This window comes from Parapedobacter luteus (genome assembly GCF_900168055.1).
Lineage (GTDB): Bacteria > Bacteroidota > Bacteroidia > Sphingobacteriales > Sphingobacteriaceae > Parapedobacter > Parapedobacter luteus.
Map to the genome: position 1 here is coordinate 1 of NZ_FUYS01000010.1, position 17596 is coordinate 17596.

Here is a 17596-nt window from a genome sequence, read left to right on the forward strand (position 1 = left end):
TTCTACTTTTGCAGCCCGCAAACGGGGAAACGGTAAGAAGTTTTGAGTTTGCGGTTGTTTTTTGAACGGTTTGGGTAAGGTTTTGCGGTTGTTTGGGGGCGTTTGGTTTCCGGGCGTTTCGGGGGGTAAAAAAAAAAGTAAAATTTTTTTTGGTGGAATAAAAAAAGCTCCTTACCTTTGCAGTCCCAAACGGAACGGGGGGTTGAAAGACGGTAGGTTCCGGAGCCGGCGCGCGATGTGCCGGCGGCAGAAAAAGAAGCAAAGACGGATGCGGCCTTTCGGGGCTGCGGAAGATAAAAAAGCCGAAGCGTGAGCGGAGGCGCGAGAGTTCTTGAAAGATATTGATATTCATGTAGCGTAACGAGTAGTCTGTCATGGGCGAAAGTTAACAAGACAGACCTAAGTCAATCCAGGTTAATAGACATAATTAAAGATTGATTCCGAGCAATCGGGTCAGATCGGACATCATTTTTACAATGGAGAGTTTGATCCTGGCTCAGGATGAACGCTAGCGGCAGGCCTAATACATGCAAGTCGAACGGGATTCACTCCTTCGGGGGTGATGAGAGTGGCGCACGGGTGCGTAACGCGTGAGCAACCTGCCCGTCCCAGGGGGATAGCCCCTCGAAAGAGGGATTAACACCGCATGACGTTGTTCCATGGCATCGTGGGACAACCAAATATTCATAGGGGACGGATGGGCTCGCGTGGCATTAGCTAGTTGGTAGGGTAACGGCTTACCAAGGCGACGATGCCTAGGGGCTCTGAGAGGAGAATCCCCCACACTGGTACTGAGACACGGACCAGACTCCTACGGGAGGCAGCAGTAAGGAATATTGGTCAATGGAGGCAACTCTGAACCAGCCATGCCGCGTGCAGGAGGACGGCCCTATGGGTTGTAAACTGCTTTTGCACGGGAACAAACCCCGGTACGTGTACCGGGTTGAGTGTACCGTGAGAATAAGGATCGGCTAACTCCGTGCCAGCAGCCGCGGTAATACGGAGGATCCGAGCGTTATCCGGATTTATTGGGTTTAAAGGGTGCGTAGGCGGCGCGCTAAGTCAGTGGTGAAAGACGGTGGCTCAACCATCGCAGTGCCGTTGATACTGGCGCGCTTGAATGCGGATGAGGTAGGCGGAATGTGGCAAGTAGCGGTGAAATGCATAGATATGCCACAGAACACCGATTGCGAAGGCAGCTTACCAAGGCGTAATTGACGCTGATGCACGAAAGCGTGGGGATCGAACAGGATTAGATACCCTGGTAGTCCACGCCCTAAACGATGATGACTCGATGTTAGCGATATACGGTTAGCGTCCAAGCGAAAGCGTTAAGTCATCCACCTGGGGAGTACGCCCGCAAGGGTGAAACTCAAAGGAATTGACGGGGGCCCGCACAAGCGGAGGAGCATGTGGTTTAATTCGATGATACGCGAGGAACCTTACCCGGGCTTGAAAGTTAGTGAAGCACCCAGAGATGGGTGCGTCCTTCGGGACACGAAACTAGGTGCTGCATGGCTGTCGTCAGCTCGTGCCGTGAGGTGTTGGGTTAAGTCCCGCAACGAGCGCAACCCCTATGGATAGTTGCCAGCATTTAAAGGTGGGGACTCTATCCAGACTGCCTGCGCAAGCAGTGAGGAAGGCGGGGACGACGTCAAGTCATCATGGCCCTTACGTCCGGGGCTACACACGTGCTACAATGGTCGGTACAGCGGGCAGCCACCTGGCAACAGGGCGCCAATCCCGCAAAGCCGGTCACAGTTCGGATCGGGGCCTGCAACTCGGCCCCGTGAAGTTGGATTCGCTAGTAATCGCGTATCAGCAATGACGCGGTGAATACGTTCCCGGGCCTTGTACACACCGCCCGTCAAGCCATGAAAGCCGGGGGTGCCTGAAGCATGTGACCGCAAGGAGCGTGTCAGGGCAAAACTGGTAATTGGGGCTAAGTCGTAACAAGGTAGCCGTACCGGAAGGTGCGGCTGGAATACCTCCTTTCTAGGGTACCGGATTGGTACTCGTTGCGCCATGGATTATCAATTGAAAAGAGAGAAGAAGATATCAGGAAAATAGAGGACACCGTTCCCTTACACGGTGTGTCCTGAGAGGCGAGAATAAAGCTAGTCCCGTAGCTCAGTTGGTTAGAGCACTACACTGATAATGTAGGGGTCAGCAGTTCAAGTCTGCTCGGGACTACGGGTACGGGGAATTAGCTCAGCTGGCTAGAGCACCTGCCTTGCACGCAGGGGGTCAACGGTTCGAATCCGTTATTCTCCACGCGTTTAGGATGAGGGGTTTCAGGAAGGGGAAAAAGGACGTTGTCCTTGCGCCTTATTCCGGGGTCCCTGCTCCCGAACAGAAGTTCTTTGACATATTGGAAGAAAACAAGAAGAGAAGAGAGAAGGCAACAGTAGGGCCGGCATGGCGACATGCGGTCCGAAGCAGGCCCGCGGTTGGCAAAAGGGCCGCGGGTTGAAGAAAGTAAAGAAGGGCACACGGGGGATGCCTAGGCTCCCAGAGGCGAAGAAGGACGCGACAAGCTGCGATAAGCGCCGGGGATCGGCAAATGCGAATTGATCCGGCGGTTTCCGAATGGGGTAACCTGATGTACTGAAGGTACATCGTATAATACGCGAACGCGCTGAACTGAAACATCTAAGTAGGCGTAGGAGGAGAAAACAACAGTGATTCCGCAAGTAGTGGCGAGCGAACGCGGATTAGCCCAAACCGGATATGTTACGGCATATGCGGGGTTGTAGGACCACGAAGTGGCATGCATGCGTGAAGTGGAAACCGGAAGGGAAGCCGGTACCGGAGAGGGTGACAGTCCCGTACACGTAAGCAAGTGCAGCCTAGTGGTATCCTGAGTACCGCGGGGTCGGAGACGCCCTGTGGGAATCCGGCGGCACCATCCGCCAAGGCTAAATACTCCTGGGAGACCGATAGTGGACCAGTACCGTGAGGGAAAGGTGAAAAGAACCCCGAACAGGGGAGTGAAAAAGAACCTGAAACCGTGTGCCTACAAGCGGTCGGAGCCTTTAGGGGTGACGGCGTGCCTTTTGCATAATGAGCCTACGAGTTACACTTCACCGGCAAGGTTAACCCATTCAGTGGGGCAGCCGAAGCGAAAGCGAGTCTGAACAGGGCGTGCAGTCGGTGGAGGTAGACGCGAAACCTTGTGATCTACCCTTGGTCAGGCTGAAGGTGCCGTAACAGGTACTGGAGGGCCGAACCGATAAGCGTTGAAAAGCTTCCGGATGAACTGAGGGTAGGGGTGAAAGGCCAATCAAACTGGGAAATAGCTCGTACTCCCCGAAATGTTTTTAGGAACAGCGTTGCGGAGAGTCCTGCGGAGGTAGAGCTACCGATTGGGTGCGGGGGAGTCACATCCTACCAAATCCAGACGAACTCCGAATGCCGCAGGATATACGCAGCAGTGAGGCTTTGGGTGCTAAGGTCCAAGGCCGAGAGGGAAAGAACCCAGACCATCAGCTAAGGTCCCCAAATACACGCTAAGTTGGACTAACGAGGTCCGGCTGCTTAGACAGCTAGGATGTTGGCTTGGAAGCAGCCATTCATTTAAAGAGTGCGTAACAGCTCACTAGTCGAGCGGCCGGGCGTGGATAATGAACGGGCATCAAGTGTGTTACCGAAGCTATGGGATATTTAATATCGGTAGGGGAGCATTCCGGCGGGGGCGAATCCGGTCCGTAAGGGCCGGTGGACTTTCCGGAAAAGCAAATGTAGGCATAAGTAACGATAAGGCGGGTGAGAAACCCGCCCACCGAAAGACCAAGGTTTCCTGATCAACGCTAATCGGATCAGGGTCAGTCGGGGCCTAAGGATAAGCCGAATGGCGAATCCGATGGACAACGGGTTAATATTCCCGTACTTTTGGATGCTGCGATGCGGGGACGGAGAAGTGACACCACCGCGCACTGACGGAATAGTGCGTTGAAGGGCGTAGGTATATCCGGGACAGGGAAGTCCGTTCCGGATGCTGAAACCCGATAGTACGGCAAACCTTCGGGGGCGCCGATAGCGTGGGTAATCAAGCTTCCGAGAAAAACCGCTAAGCTTCAGGCATTCAAAACCCGTACCGTAAACCGACACAGGTGGTTGGGGTGAGAATCCTAAGGTGCTCGAGTGAATCATGGCTAAGGAACTCGGCAAAATGGCCCTGTAACTTCGGGAGAAGGGGCGCTGGCGTAAGTCAGCCGCAGTGAAAAGGCCCAGGCGACTGTTTAACAAAAACACATGGCTTTGCGAAATCGAAAGATGAAGTATAAGGCCTGACACCTGCCCGGTGCTGGAAGGTTAAGGGGGGATGTTAGTCAGCAATGGCGAAGCATTGAACCGAAGCCCCAGTAAACGGCGGCCGTAACTATAACGGTCCTAAGGTAGCGAAATTCCTTGTCGGGTAAGTTCCGACCTGCACGAATGGTGTAACGATCTGGGCGCTGTCTCAGCCATGAGCTCGGTGAAATTGTGGTATCGGTGAAGACGCCGGTTACCCGCAACGGGACGGAAAGACCCCATGAACCTTCACTACAGCTTAACATTGGGACTGGGTGCGTGATGTGTAGGATAGGCGGGAGGCTATGAATCGGGTTCGCCAGGACTCGTGGAGCCGTCCTTGAAATACCGCCCTTTGCGTATCCGGTTCCTAACCCTGCGTAGCGGGGGACATTGTTTGGTGGGTAGTTTGACTGGGGTGGTCGCCTCCAAAAAGGTAACGGAGGCTTTCAAAGGTAAGCTCAGTACGCTTGGTAACCGTACGCGGAGTGCAATGGCATAAGCTTGCTTGACTGTGAGGCATACAGGCCGAACAGGGCCGAAAGGCGGACATAGTGATCCGGTGGTTCTGCATGGAAGGGCCATCGCTCAAAGGATAAAAGGTACTCTGGGGATAACAGGCTGATCTCCCCCAAGAGCTCATATCGACGGGGAGGTTTGGCACCTCGATGTCGGCTCGTCACATCCTGGGGCTGGAGAAGGTCCCAAGGGTTCGGCTGTTCGCCGATTAAAGTGGCACGCGAGCTGGGTTCAGAACGTCGCGAGACAGTTCGGTCCCTATCTGTTGCGGGCGTTGGAATATTGAGTGGGGCTGGCCTTAGTACGAGAGGACCGGGCTGGACCGACCGCTGGTGAACCAGTTATGCCGCCAGGTGTACGGCTGGGTAGCTATGTCGGGTTAGGATAAGCGCTGAAAGCATCTAAGTGCGAAACCGGCCACGAGATTAGTATTCCATTGAGGGTCCCCGTAGACTACGGGGTTGATAGGCCGCAGGTATAGAGGTGGCGACACCACAGCTGAGCGGTACTAATAGCCCGAAAGCTTTCTCGCGCAGAGATGCTGTTGCCTTGCTCGGATTCTCGTTCATGTTTTCTTCCGATGATATGTCATAAAGGTATTCAGGTGCCTATATCGGCGGTGTCCACCTCTTCCCATCCCGAACAGAGCAGTTAAGCCCGCCAGAGCCGATGGTATTGCCGTAACAGGCGTGAGAGTAGGTCGGTGCCGGATTTTATTTGGAAGCCCCGCGTGCAACTGCACACGGGGCTTTCTTTTTGGGCAATGGTTTCGTTTTTTTCCTTAATAGCCTATGGGAGGTAGTGGGGGTGGTATATGATCTGTGTAGGACGGAACTTAGGCTATGCCAACCAAAAGAGTACGTAATTGACGATAGCGAGATCTGCTACGGATTTTTAGGTCCGTCGTGGGTTTTTTTCCCCGTTACTCCAGGCTTGAAACGTGGTTTAAACCCGATTGGTTTAGCCGGCGACTGTTCAGCCTCATTTGCTTTTGGATTGCTTTCGGGACGATGGATTGTTTTATCCGACTTCTCGCTTGACGATTGTGAGGGTGCTGATTCTTCTGCTTTAGCGGTATCGTCTTTGGTTTTGGTTGCAGCCTTCTTTGCCGGCGAAGCGGATTTAAATCGCGGTTTGAATCCCAGTGGTCTGGCTGGTGGGCTGGTTTCTTCTGCCGGTGTAGGTGCTTTGGTGCTGTCTTGAGGTACTTCCTGGTCGGACGCCTTTGGGATAGTCGGTTTAGGCGGAGTACTTCCGGCTTTAAATCGCGGCTTGAATCCAAGTGGTTTGACTGGCGGGCTGCTTCCTTCTGTTGGAGTAGGTATATCGGCCGAATCGATTGGCGGCGTTTGAACCTCGCGGACGTCGGCCGTGGATGTATTTGCTAATAGCTCCTTATCATTTAATAGGTATTCTTTCCGTAGCCGGTTGAACCAGTATTTTTTTGTATGATCGAAACTTTTTTCTCCCATTAGATCATAATGACTGCGGAACTCATCATACAAATCGGGCTTGGCTTGGCGCAGTTGCGCCAAATTAATCCGCTTTTTGATGAAAAATTCCTCGAAAGTCATTAGGTCATGTTATGGTATACCGCCTGTACGTCGTCGTCTTCTTCGATTTTATCAATGAGTTTAAGTACATCCGCCGCATCTTCTTCGGAAACTTCGGTATTTGATAGGGCGATGCGCTCTAACTTGGCACTTTTTATTTCAATCCCTTTTTCTTCGAGTAAGCGTTGCATGTTGCCAAAGTCTTCAAATGAAGTTTGCGCAACCACGATGTCGTTTCCTTCCTCGTCGGCTTCTACGTACAACTCTTCCAGTCCGCCATCAATGAGTTCTAGCTCGAGCTCTTCCAAATCCACGTCGTCGGCCACGGTAAAGCGAAAAATCGATTTACGTTGAAAAATAAAATCGAGTGATCCCGTCTTACCGAGCGTTCCGCCAGCCTTGCTGAAATAACTGCGGATATTGGCTACTGTACGGTTCGTGTTATCAGTTGCGGTTTCAATGAGGATAGGCACGCCATGCGGGCCATAGCCTTCATAGACATGCTCTTCATATCCTTTGGCGTCCTTGTCTGATGCCCTTTTGATAGCCGCCTCGATGCGATCTTTGGGCATGTTTACCGCTTTCGCGTTCTGAATGGCGGTCCGCAGACGGGAGTTGCCCTCGGGATTCGGTCCGCCTTCTTTAACGGAAATAGCGATTTCTTTTCCTAAACGGGTGAATTGGACGGCCATTTTGGCCCAGCGTTTAAATTTGCGTTCTTTTCTAAACTCAAATGCTCTTCCCATCTTCTGAATGTATTTTTTCTTTAAGGTTTGTAATCATATCTACGGCAATGTCGGTTAAGGCGAATCGGGGTTGCCAATCCCAATCCTCGCGTGCTTCGGTATCGTCAATACTATTGGGCCACGTGTCGGCTATAGCTTGGCGCGGATCGTTTTCCGCATAGGTGATGGTAAACTCAGGAATGATGTTACGGATTTCATCGGCCAACATGGCTGGTGTAAAACTAACGCCGGTAAGGTTATAGCTTGAGCGGATATGCAGTGCGTCTGCCGGAGCATCCATTAACGCCAGTGTGCCGCGGATGGCATCATCCATGTATAGCATAGGCAATGCCGTGTCTGCCGAAAGGAAGCAGGAGTATGTACCGTTTTTTAGGGCTTCATGAAATATATGGATGGCATAGTCGGTCGTCCCGCCGCCAGGAGCGGCTTTCCAGCTGATAATGCCAGGATAACGGATACTCCTGATGTCGAGCCCATAACGTCCGTGATAGTACTCGCATATGCGCTCGCCCGCTAATTTGCTGATGCCATAAACCGTATTGGGATCCATGACGGTGTATTGCGGGGTGTTCATTTTGGGCGAATGGGGTCCGAAGACAGCGATGGAGCTGGGCCAAAATACTTTGCTGACGCCATACTCGAGGGATAAATCCAGTACGTTCAGCAGCCCATTGACGTTGAGATCCCAAGCTTGGCGTGGATATTTTTCGCCGGTAGCGGAAAGCATGGCCGCTAAAAGGTAAACCTGCGTAGGCCGATATTTGGTGAATAGCAGATGCAGCGACTTTTTATCCAAAACGTCGATCGTTTCAAAAGGGCCGCTTGGATCCGGTACCTGAGGCTCGCGTATATCCGATGTAATTACCTGTTTTCCGCCAAATTTGGCCCGCAAAGCAATGGCCAACTCCGTTCCAATTTGACCGTTTGAACCAATGATGATTATCCGCTCTTCCATTGGGTGCAAACTTAGCAAAATTTCCATGTTCGTCACAGCCTAGCGGCCAATACAAAACTTTTGCGGTACACTTTTCGTGCGCCATGTGCGTTGTAGGTTTCGATGACGGCGATATAGATACCTACGGGGAGCGGCTGGTTAGCGTCGGAGAGCCCGTCCCAGGTAATGGTCCCCTTATTAGCCAGACTTTGGTTGCGTTGTAACCTTTTTACCAACACCCCCTTGTCGTTGTAGATGTTTACCGTGGCCATGAACCCCTGATCGGGAAACTGGTAATTGATTTCCAGTTCGTCTTCAAACCCGTCGTTATCCGGTGAAAACGTTTTTGAGGTCAAAAAAATGCTTGCAGTATATTCTTGTACTGGTTGTTGTGAATTTTGATAACCCGGTGTAGCGCCGCCGACCAGACTGGCCGCTGACCGGAAATTGTCTGGGTCATTGGTCGGCCTGGAAAAATATTGGCGCTCCAGCGAGATGCCTTGGTGGTTGGAGATAAAAGGTGACTGCAGCGCTGGTGTATAAAAGAGACTGTCAATTGTTGTTTTCCCACTGTAAAGTACAACACCGCCCTGTGCGTTATTGAAGTTTGGAAGCATGGGCGTTTCGATAAAAGCGTTTGGATTGCTATGCGGGTAATGCTGCTTTATGATGTGCGGATTAGTCGTCAAGACTTTATATTCGTTCGGATAAAAAGCGAGGGGGGCTTCACTAATTTTTCTGCGGCTGCCGGGCGTTCCGCTCGAATTCACGCTGGCTATTTCGATGTGCTCCAAATTGATTGTTTTATTGGAATGATTATAGATTTCAATGAAGTCCACGCCTGCTGGTTTCGGGTTGGAAAGCACTTCGTTAATGAGGATGTCACCGGGCTGGATTCCATTTGATTGAATGGTATCTATTGGCGGATCGAGCGGTTTGATAAGTAGATAATCAAGGCGGTAGTCTTGCGCCCTTGTTGGCGAAAAGTTGACAAAGAATCCTGCGTACCCTCCATAGGGATATGTCGCATCGGTTACGCTGGCCACCCCCTCTTCGCTGTATAGCGCATTGAATGTACCGTTGCCATACTCATCGGCCAGTATTTGCCACTGCCCATCAATGCTGTGGGTGACCCGTATGCGTGCGCGGAATTTATTTCCTCGGTTGGCAATGGCCTTGCTTTGGAAAATGACAGTACGTGTATTGCCATTTTGCCGCCATAAGCGGTAGGTGTGCGTGCCGTCGGTACCGTCGATTTGAAGATGGTAGCCCTGAAGTGGTTCATTGAGCGATGATGCGGTAGATGCAAGATAAAGCCTAATGAAATTATTTGCCGTGAGTACGTCGTCTACTTGTATGCCCGCTTCCCATGCCGTATTCCGTAAACGCGCAGAAGGGATGGCGATGAAAGCGGGAGCAACCGCGCCCGGATTAAGCTGTAAACGGTTATCGGCCGGGATAAAGGAGGTCGTATGCCCCAACCAATGGGCAAGTAAACCAGCGGAAAAGTCGTCGAAAAAAGATGCTCCTATGGTATCGTCAGGTAATAACTTGGTTTCCCGATGTACTGGTGGCCTGGATACGTTCTGTTCTATCCACAAGGGTTGGATACCGCATAATAAAGGCAACAAGAAACTTAATGAAAATAAACTGTTTTTCACTTCCTGGTATTTATCGTTTAGGTAGCGAACGCTCGGTTCATAACCTTTGGGATTGGCGATTCAATAGTTTCATCGTTTTGAAGACTGATAGACAATGGGTTCGGACGAAGGTTTTTGAAATTCCTTGTCGCTAAGTTGAGCCAAAATTTGTATGTTTGGCAGCTTTTAAAAGTTTAAAGTTAAACAATATTAAATTCATTAACAAAACAACGAAACAAAAAATGAAAGTGGCAGTAGTCGGCGCGACCGGGCTGGTGGGTTCGGAGATGTTAACGGTGTTAGCAGCGCGTAATTTTCCCGTAACAGAATTGATTCCTGTAGCCTCTGAGCGCAGCAAGGGTAAGGAAATCGAATTCAAGGGAAAGCAGTATAAGGTGGTCACACCCGACGAAGCCATCGCCCTTAAACCCGATGTGGCGCTGTTTTCGGCAGGTGGCAGTACGTCGCTGGAATATGCGCCAAAATTCGCTGATTCGGGTATTACGGTGATCGATAATTCTTCGGCCTGGCGAATGGACCCTACCAAGAAGCTGGTCGTTCCTGAGGTCAATGGACATGTATTGGCCGCCGGTGACAAGATCATTGCTAATCCAAACTGTTCGACCATTCAGATGGTGGTCGTATTGAAACCATTGCACGAAAAATATATCATCAAGCGGGTGGTCGTCTCTACCTATCAATCGGTAACAGGTACCGGTGTAAAGGCCGTGAAGCAGTTGAACGACGAACGCGCGGGCGTCGAAGGGGAAAAGGCCTATCCCTATCAGATTGATTTGAATGTCATCCCACAGATTGATGTATTCCAGGAAAATGGATACACCAAGGAAGAGATGAAGATGATAAAGGAGACGAACAAGATTATGGGTGATGACAACATTCGTGTAACGGCTACTACGGTCCGTATTCCGGTGATCGGCGGTCACTCCGAATCTGTGAATATTGAATTTGCCCATGATTTTGACGTCGAAGAAGTACGTGCCCTGTTAGCCGGTCAATCCGGTGTGGTCGTAGTTGACGATCCCGCCCAACTAAAGTATCCAATGCCCAAAGATGCGCATGGAAAAGATGAAGTGTTTGTGGGGCGTATTCGCAGAGATGAAAGCCAACCTAAAACACTCAACCTTTGGGTGGTGGCCGATAATTTGCGCAAAGGTGCCGCCACCAATGCGGTACAGATCGCAGAGACACTGCTGGCGAAGGGGTTGTTATAAGGATTCTCTCCTGGCTATATGAAAGCATCTGTCCAATGGCAGATGCTTTTTTTATTCCTTTAGCATTTGTGGAGTAAGGGTAGTATGCCTCATGGTTGTCCTAAGCCGAAAAAGGAACAATAATGAAAAAAAACAAGACTACCCGTATGATGATTCAAGTGATGGTTTGCTTAATAACGATCTTGGTCTGCACCGTTGATTTATTGGCACAGGCTGGTAAAACCAACCAAGTGCATGTTGGTATCATTTATCCGTTGAGCACGAATGGCAAGACAGCCTTGGTTGACACGAATAGGTTTTCGTTGCATTTGATTTCGGGTGTTTCCCAGCAAGAAGATGCCTGCCTCATTACCGGTGTCTCCGGCATTGTCAAAGGCAAGGCTTATGGAGTGGCGATAGCGGGGGTGTCTAACCATATCACCTACGCTAAGGGTACGCAAGTGGCGGGTATGCTGAATCATATAAAAGATAGCGCCCAAGGGCTACAAATAGCTGGGCTTGCAAACTTGACGGGTAAGGAGGCAAAAGGTGTTCAAATAGCGGGAGTGATAAACAAAGCCGGTGATGTGACCACACAAGTGGCTGGATTGGTCAATGTTGCCAAGCGGGTGAAAGGTGTGCAGGTAGCCGGATTGATCAATGTTGCTGAAGCGAGTGACTATCCAATTGGAATACTTAATTTTATAAAGGAAGGAGAACTGCAACTGGGCGTGACGCTCGACGAAGCGGGGAGTAGCCTGCTGACTTTTCGGTCTGGGGGGAACGTGTTATACGGTATTCTCGGTATCGGCTACAATTTCAAGCATGAGGAAGCACGTTATATACTTGAAGGCGGTATTGGCGCACATCTTATCGCGCAAAAAGCATTCCGCCTAAATGCAGAGCTGGCCAGTGCAGCCATGACAAGCTTTGAAGACGGTGTCTATAATAAGCAGAGTTTCCGTGCGTTGGCTGGTTATCGGGTGGTCCCGGGCTTGGAGCTGTTTGCTGGCCCTACATTCAATCATTTGCTATTTGAGGCTGATCAGCCCGCCATCAGGGACGACCGATATCTATGGACACACAACGGAAAAGACTATTTCAGTGGATTTTTCATTGGCGGGATTATCGGATTGCAAATTTCACTTTAATTGAGCAAATGAATTTTTTTACTTAAGTTTGTTTGTCATAAATCAATTAATCAGTGTTATGAGAAAAAAAACAGGCTTAGCCACCATAGCTGTCTTCACTGCTATGGCTTTTTCATGTAATCAAGGAAACCAAAAAACAGTTGAAACCGCTACGGCTGAAGACGCCGCTACGCGGGAATGGATTTCCTTATTTGACGGCCAAAGCCTTGCCGGTTGGCGTGGGTTTAATAAAGGAGACGCTGTGGTAGATAACTGGATCGTGGAAGATGGCGTGCTCACCTGCCTCGGCAAAACGGGTGGTGCCGACATCGGCGGTGATATTGTTACCGATGCGTCTTTTGGTAATTTCGAACTGGAGTGGGAATGGAAGATATCCGAGGGTGGCAACTCGGGGCTGATGTACCACGTCGTGGAGGACCAGAAATACAAGGCGCCCTATGAAACGGGGCCTGAATATCAGCTGATAGATGATATCGGTTTTCCAGGTACGCTGGAAAATTGGCAGCAAGCAGGGGCGAATTATGCCATGAACCCAGCGGATAATGCCAAGAAGGAATTGAATCCAGTAGGTGAATGGAATAGCAGCAAGATCGTCTACAACAACGGTCATGTGGAGCATTGGCTCAACGGTCAGAAAATCGTGGAATTCCAGGAAGGTACTCCGGAGTGGAATAAAGAAAAAACGGAAGGAAAGTGGAAAGATTTCCCGGACTATAAAATTGCCAATGAAGGCAAAATAGCCTTGCAAGATCATGGCGATCAAGCTTGGTTCAGAAACATCCGGATTAAAGAGCTGCCATAATTTGAAGGCTGATGCGCGCGCTGATTATTGTGGATATCCAGCACGATTTTCTTCCAGGCGGAGCGCTAGCCGTGCCACGCGGGAATGAAATCGTGCCCCTGGTTAACCGCATCCAGCAAGACTTTGACGTCGTGGTTGCGACACAGGACTGGCATCCGGCGGGCCACAAAAGCTTCGCTTCGGCCCATCCAGGGCGTAATCCCTTTGAAAGCATCGATCTGGAGGGGTTAGAACAGACACTCTGGCCAGATCATTGTGTGCAGGATACGGCGGGAGCACAGTTGAGCGACGCATTGGACACACGCCGTGTTGAGGCTATTTTCCGAAAAGGAACCGAATTATCCATAGACAGCTACAGTGGTTTTTTTGATAATGGAAAGCGCAAAAATACAGGTCTGGCTGGTTACCTGCATGATAAGGGGGTGACCGATGTAGCCGTGTGTGGCCTTGCTGCCGACTACTGCGTGTATTTCACAGCGATGGACGCCTTGCAGTTGGGGTTTGGCACCAGCATCGTTGCGGATGCTGTACGGCCGATTGATGAAGCCGGATATATCGCCAAGCAAGCAACGTTCCTAGAGCATGGTGGGAGGCTGTTGGACGCTTCTGCCTAGAAGCGCCGCCCCCAGCTTAAACCGGCGCTTTTGCCTACCTTCGTAAACAAAATGCCCAAAATCGAGCGCGAGTATACCAAATTCTCAGTGCGCGTGGGGCATTGATTTAGCCACGTCGCCTTTTTTATCGATTGGCCTCGCTTAACCACGGTTTGAATAATATATTTGCGTTCTATTTTGCATGAATGCCATGATAAAGCAAAAAGTAGAGAGTAGAAAGGAAAAAATATTGCGTGAGGCACTCTTATTGTTTGCTGAAAAAGGCTACATGGATACCTCTACGAAGATTATCGCTCAGCGGGCGGGGGTTTCTGAAGCGCTTATATTTAAACATTTTGGCAATAAAGACAACCTGCTGTTTTATTTGATCAAATCGGGATATAGGCGAGTGTTGCAGCATCATCGGGGAATGCTTACCTATCGCGATGCCAAAAGCTTTTTGCGCAGCATGATTAACCTGCCCCGTGAATTGGTCAATGAAGAGCCTTTGTTTTGGAAGTTGCAAGAACGTCTATCCCATCACGAATTTTCGCGGCAGCAGCATGAGCTTTTCATGAAACCGGTATATCCTACCATTCAACGGGCGTTTGCGGAATTGGGGTATGAAAAACCGGCATTGGAGACGCAACTCCTCTTGTTAATCATCGAAATTTTATGGAAGAAGGAAGCCAACGGGGATTTGACCAATTCGGCTGAGTTGGCAAAATTGCTGGAAGCGAAATACGGATTGTAACCGGGTAGGCAGGGAATGGTAGGGGGGTATCATGTTGTCACGTCATCGGTATTGTTTTTGTAGGTTTAGCTAAATATGCTCAGAAAAGCGCTTGTTGCATCTGGTCTCATCTTATCATTACAGCTTACGTTATCAGCTCAGCAACGTGATGCTTTTATTCCGTTCATCAATGCGCAGCACAGATGGGTCGATTCGGTCTTTAATACGCTAAGCGCCCGAGATAAGGTTGCTCAACTGTTTATGGTCCGTGCGCATAGCGATTTAGGGCAACGGTATATTGACTCCGTAGCTGGAGTAATTCAGCGTGAACAATTGGGTGGAATTGTGTTATTCCAAGGTGGGCCAGTGCGCCACGCGCAGGTAATCAACCGATACCAACGGCTTTCAAAAGTACCGTTGCTTGTTGCGTTTGACGGTGAATGGGGACTGGGAATGCGCTTAGCAGACTCTACCATTTCTTTTCCCTATCAAATGGCCTTGGGAGCAATTCAAAATGAGGCCTTAATATATCAAATGGGGCTGGAGGTCGCACGGGACTTTAAACGATTGGGAATGAATGTCAACTTCGCTCCGGTAGTAGATATCAACAACAATCCGCGTAATCCGGTTATTAACTTTCGATCGTTTGGTGAAGACAAGCAAAATGTGACCCGCAAAGGGCTGGCTTATATGCGTGGAATGATGGATGGCGGCCTGCTCACGACGCTAAAGCACTTTCCGGGACACGGTGACACCGACGTAGATTCGCACTATGACTTACCACGGCTGACCTTTACTGCCGGGCGACTGGATTCGTTGGAGATGTACCCTTTTCGTGAATTGATCAAGGCCGGCGCTCCAGGTGTCATGGTGGCTCACATGAATATACCAAGCTTGGACAAGACGCCAAACTTACCCTCTTCCTTGTCTCATCATATCATTACCAATGTGTTGAAGAAGCGATTTGGTTTCCAAGGTCTTACATTTACCGATGCCATGGATATGAGGGGCGTGGTCAAGCACTTTCGAAACGGTGAAGCAGATGTGAGGGCCATCATTGCGGGCAACGATGTCCTCGAACTTTCGGAAAACAGCGGGCGAGCTATCAATTTGGTATTGCAGGCAATCAAACAAGGGCGTCTATCGCAGCAAGATATCGATACCCGCGTCAAAAAGATTCTGGCCGCCAAGTATTGGCTTGGCCTGGACAATCAGCAGCAACGTACGGTAAACTTGACCAACCTATATCGTGATATCAACAGACCTCAGACCGAAGCGCTTAATCAGCGCTTGGCAGATGCTTCCGTGACATTGCTGAAAAGTGATAGCTTAATTAAGGCTTTGGACTATACCAAGCGAACAGCAGTAATCTGTATCGGATTGACGCAGATTTCGGAATTTCAAAACATGCTTGGATGGCGTTTTGATAATAACATGTTTTACGTACTATCGCCGCAGGCGACGGCAGATGATGTGGCGGCGGTGGCTAATGAACTAAGTAGCTATAGCCAGGTCATCGTCGCCTTGCACGACAATCGCATTCGTCCGAGAAGTACATTGAATTACAACGGGACCGTACGTTTATTTATTAATGAACTGGCCAACATGAATAGCGTTTTTTGCTTATTCGCCAATCCATACAGCCTTGCGGGATTACCGGGCATCGAACAAGCAAAAACCATTCTTGTCTGTTATCAAAATGACGATATCATGCAACGGGCTGCAGCGAAGGTCATCCTCAAAAGGTTGAATCCTACAGGAAGGCTGCCGGTTACTGTCAATTCATTTTTCCGCTACGGCGATGGCAAATGAAATTGCGTCATTGTACGTTGTGCGTTACTCGATATATATTTCCCGTACATTGGAAGGAAGGCTTTCATTTTTTAGCCGGTCTATCGCAGTAACCACATAGCGGTAGTGCCCATTCCGACGGACCATATTGTCGGTATAGGTCAGTTGGTTCTTATCGTAGGTAATATGCAGAATATGTTGGGGGTTGCTTAAATCAAGTTCTTCGCCCTCATTGAAACGGTATACAACATAGCCATATGCCTCATCGCCATCTGCGGCTGGAGCAGCCGGTTGCCAATGTAAAGTGACGGATGCCGGATTTTTCGAGGTCTGCGCCAGCAGGCCAAAGGGAGGCTCTGGTGGGACACTGTCCAGCCAGGGCATGCTTGGGGGCAATGACTTATAGCGATACAGGTTATATTGCAACGAATCGCGGAGCCCCGCAGCGTTATTGGCAATATGTTTTGAACTGTAATAAATGCTTCCCTGAGCGTTGGCATGTTGCCTGGCATACCGAACCTGATTGGGGATTTGACTGCGATCGCGCCAACCTTCCCGGTTTTCGTTGGCACGATAGGCAGCATGGCCGACATAGAAATGCCTGCCGTTTGTATGCTGGCTCCACCAATCGGCCAGCACCTCATAAGGAGCATTCGGATTGCCAAAAGGGAAATAGATTTGCGGGTTGATGTAATCTATCCAACCCTCTTCGAGCCACGTCAGTGCATCGGCATATAACTGGCGATATCCACTTAGTCCTGATGATGCAGAGCCAAGCGGATGGTCCTTTTTGTTGTCCCAAATACCGAATGGGCTAATCCCAAACTTGATGTACTTCTTTGTGCTGCGGATACTGTCTGATACCATTTGGATCAGCAGGTTGACATTATTGCGGCGCCAATCGGCGATATTGCGAAAACCGTTTGGATACTGCTTGAATGTTTCGGCATCAGGTATCGTTTTGCCACCTTCGGGATAAGGGTAAAAGTAATCATCGAAATGGATCCCGTCGATATCATAATTGCGGACGACATCCATGACAATACCTGTGATGTAATCTCTGACTTCGGGAATACCGGGGTTGAAGAGTTTTTTTCCACCGTAAACAAAAAACCAATTGGGTATCTGGCGGGTGATGTGGTCGCTCGTGGTGTTTGCAGATACCAGATCAAAGGTAGCCCGATAAGGGTTCATCCAGGCGTGCAGTTCCATGCCCCGTTTGTGCGCTTCGATAATGGCAAATTCAAGTGGGTCATAGAAAGGGGAAGGCTGCTGTCCGGGCTTACCGGTAAGGAAACGACTCCAGGGTTCCTTGCTTTTCGCATAAAATGCATCAGCCGAAGGTCGTATCTGCAGCATGATGGCATTGATGCCTGCCCGCTGGTGATTATTCAGCTGCTGAATAAGTTCCTGTTTTTGCTTTTCTACATCAAGACCAGCGGCGGACGGCCAATCGATATTCACTACGGTGGCAATCCATACACCTCGAAGTTCACGTTTGGGCAGTATGTCCAAGGGCGGGTCGGCGCGACAATAGCTAGCAGAGCAGGTAAGCAATAAGGTAATTGTAGTTAGGCAGCCAAGGTACACACGAATATAGCTCATTTCCAATGTCGTAATCCGCGGTAAA

11 protein-coding genes, 2 tRNA genes and 3 rRNA genes are annotated in these 17596 nt (G+C 49.9%); 11 read left to right on the plus strand and 5 right to left on the minus strand.

Going from position 1 to position 17596, the window contains the following annotated elements:
• The first annotated feature begins 473 nt into the window (after window positions 1-473).
• From B5X72_RS16275 to rrf, 5 genes are all read left to right on the plus strand, one after another.
• Window positions 474-1995 (plus strand): 16S ribosomal RNA (locus B5X72_RS16275).
• A gap of 124 nt (window positions 1996-2119) precedes the next feature.
• Window positions 2120-2193: transfer RNA gene (locus B5X72_RS16280), tRNA-Ile, on the plus strand.
• A 7-nt stretch (window positions 2194-2200) separates the two neighbouring features.
• A tRNA-Ala gene (locus tag B5X72_RS16285) sits at window positions 2201-2274 on the plus strand.
• A 198-nt stretch (window positions 2275-2472) separates the two neighbouring features.
• A 23S ribosomal RNA gene (locus B5X72_RS16295) occupies window positions 2473-5344 on the plus strand.
• Window positions 5345-5412: 68 nt separating this feature from the next.
• Window positions 5413-5524 (plus strand): 5S ribosomal RNA (gene rrf, locus B5X72_RS16300).
• Together the 16S, 23S and 5S rRNA genes with 2 tRNA genes alongside form the textbook arrangement of a ribosomal RNA operon.
• A gap of 172 nt (window positions 5525-5696) precedes the next feature.
• Here rrf and B5X72_RS16305 read toward each other — a convergent pair.
• Genes B5X72_RS16305 through B5X72_RS16320 form a run of 4 tightly spaced genes read right to left on the minus strand, consistent with a single transcriptional unit; the run spans window position 5697 to window position 9706 of the window.
• Complete coding sequence (locus B5X72_RS16305) at window positions 5697-6386, minus strand: hypothetical protein (protein WP_079717991.1); 690 nt, start codon at window positions 6384-6386, stop codon at window positions 5697-5699.
• Complete coding sequence (locus B5X72_RS16310; RefSeq protein ID WP_079717992.1) at window positions 6386-7111, minus strand: YebC/PmpR family DNA-binding transcriptional regulator; 726 nt, start codon at window positions 7109-7111, stop codon at window positions 6386-6388. Before B5X72_RS16310 ends, B5X72_RS16305 begins: the two co-directional genes overlap by 1 nt.
• Window positions 7095-8066: an NAD-dependent epimerase/dehydratase family protein gene (locus B5X72_RS16315; RefSeq protein WP_176146249.1), complete on the minus strand. Its 972-nt coding sequence runs from the start codon at window positions 8064-8066 to the stop codon at window positions 7095-7097. The genes B5X72_RS16310 and B5X72_RS16315 overlap by 17 nt, the downstream gene beginning before the upstream one ends.
• Window positions 8067-8098: 32 nt before the next feature.
• Entirely contained in the window at window positions 8099-9706 is a 1608-nt protein-coding gene (locus tag B5X72_RS16320) for a lamin tail domain-containing protein (RefSeq protein ID WP_079717994.1), read from the minus strand.
• 221 nt (window positions 9707-9927) lie between these two features.
• Between B5X72_RS16320 and B5X72_RS16325 the strand changes: the two genes are divergently transcribed.
• From B5X72_RS16325 to B5X72_RS16350, 6 genes are all read left to right on the plus strand, one after another.
• Entirely contained in the window at window positions 9928-10917 is a 990-nt protein-coding gene (locus tag B5X72_RS16325; RefSeq protein WP_079718131.1) for an aspartate-semialdehyde dehydrogenase, read from the plus strand.
• A gap of 122 nt (window positions 10918-11039) precedes the next feature.
• On the plus strand, window positions 11040-12047 hold the full coding sequence (locus B5X72_RS16330) for a hypothetical protein (protein ID WP_079717995.1): 1008 nt from the start codon (window positions 11040-11042) through the stop codon (window positions 12045-12047).
• Between the two features lie 58 nt (window positions 12048-12105).
• Window positions 12106-12849 (plus strand): 3-keto-disaccharide hydrolase, encoded by a 744-nt coding sequence (locus tag B5X72_RS16335; protein ID WP_079717996.1) that lies wholly within the window; start codon window positions 12106-12108, stop codon window positions 12847-12849.
• Between the two features lie 11 nt (window positions 12850-12860).
• Complete coding sequence (gene pncA, locus B5X72_RS16340) at window positions 12861-13463, plus strand: bifunctional nicotinamidase/pyrazinamidase (RefSeq protein WP_079717997.1); 603 nt, start codon at window positions 12861-12863, stop codon at window positions 13461-13463.
• A 190-nt stretch (window positions 13464-13653) separates the two neighbouring features.
• Complete coding sequence (locus B5X72_RS16345; protein ID WP_079718132.1) at window positions 13654-14196, plus strand: TetR/AcrR family transcriptional regulator; 543 nt, start codon at window positions 13654-13656, stop codon at window positions 14194-14196.
• 75 nt (window positions 14197-14271) lie between these two features.
• Window positions 14272-15987, plus strand: a complete 1716-nt coding sequence (locus B5X72_RS16350) for a glycoside hydrolase family 3 protein (RefSeq protein WP_079717998.1) — start codon at window positions 14272-14274, stop codon at window positions 15985-15987.
• 24 nt (window positions 15988-16011) lie between these two features.
• Here B5X72_RS16350 and B5X72_RS16355 read toward each other — a convergent pair whose 3' ends face one another.
• On the minus strand, window positions 16012-17571 hold the full coding sequence (locus tag B5X72_RS16355; RefSeq protein WP_079717999.1) for a glycoside hydrolase family 10-like protein: 1560 nt from the start codon (window positions 17569-17571) through the stop codon (window positions 16012-16014).
• Window positions 17572-17596: the final 25 nt, after the last annotated feature.

Excerpts from the sequence above, each read along its gene's own strand:
- B5X72_RS16310 (WP_079717992.1), bottom strand. The coding sequence starts at position 7,111 with ATGGGAAGAGCATTTGAGTTTAGAAAAGAACGCAAATTTAAACGCTGG.
- B5X72_RS16355 (WP_079717999.1), bottom strand. The coding sequence starts at position 17,571 with ATGAGCTATATTCGTGTGTACCTTGGCTGCCTAACTACAATTACCTTA.
- B5X72_RS16345 (WP_079718132.1), top strand. The coding sequence starts at position 13,654 with ATGATAAAGCAAAAAGTAGAGAGTAGAAAGGAAAAAATATTGCGTGAG.
- B5X72_RS16330 (WP_079717995.1), top strand. The coding sequence starts at position 11,040 with ATGAAAAAAAACAAGACTACCCGTATGATGATTCAAGTGATGGTTTGC.
- B5X72_RS16325 (WP_079718131.1), top strand. The coding sequence starts at position 9,928 with ATGAAAGTGGCAGTAGTCGGCGCGACCGGGCTGGTGGGTTCGGAGATG.
- B5X72_RS16305 (WP_079717991.1), bottom strand. The coding sequence starts at position 6,386 with ATGACTTTCGAGGAATTTTTCATCAAAAAGCGGATTAATTTGGCGCAA.
- B5X72_RS16315 (WP_176146249.1), bottom strand. The coding sequence starts at position 8,066 with ATGGAAGAGCGGATAATCATCATTGGTTCAAACGGTCAAATTGGAACG.
- B5X72_RS16335 (WP_079717996.1), top strand. The coding sequence starts at position 12,106 with ATGAGAAAAAAAACAGGCTTAGCCACCATAGCTGTCTTCACTGCTATG.
- pncA (WP_079717997.1), top strand. The coding sequence starts at position 12,861 with ATGCGCGCGCTGATTATTGTGGATATCCAGCACGATTTTCTTCCAGGC.
- B5X72_RS16350 (WP_079717998.1), top strand. The coding sequence starts at position 14,272 with ATGCTCAGAAAAGCGCTTGTTGCATCTGGTCTCATCTTATCATTACAG.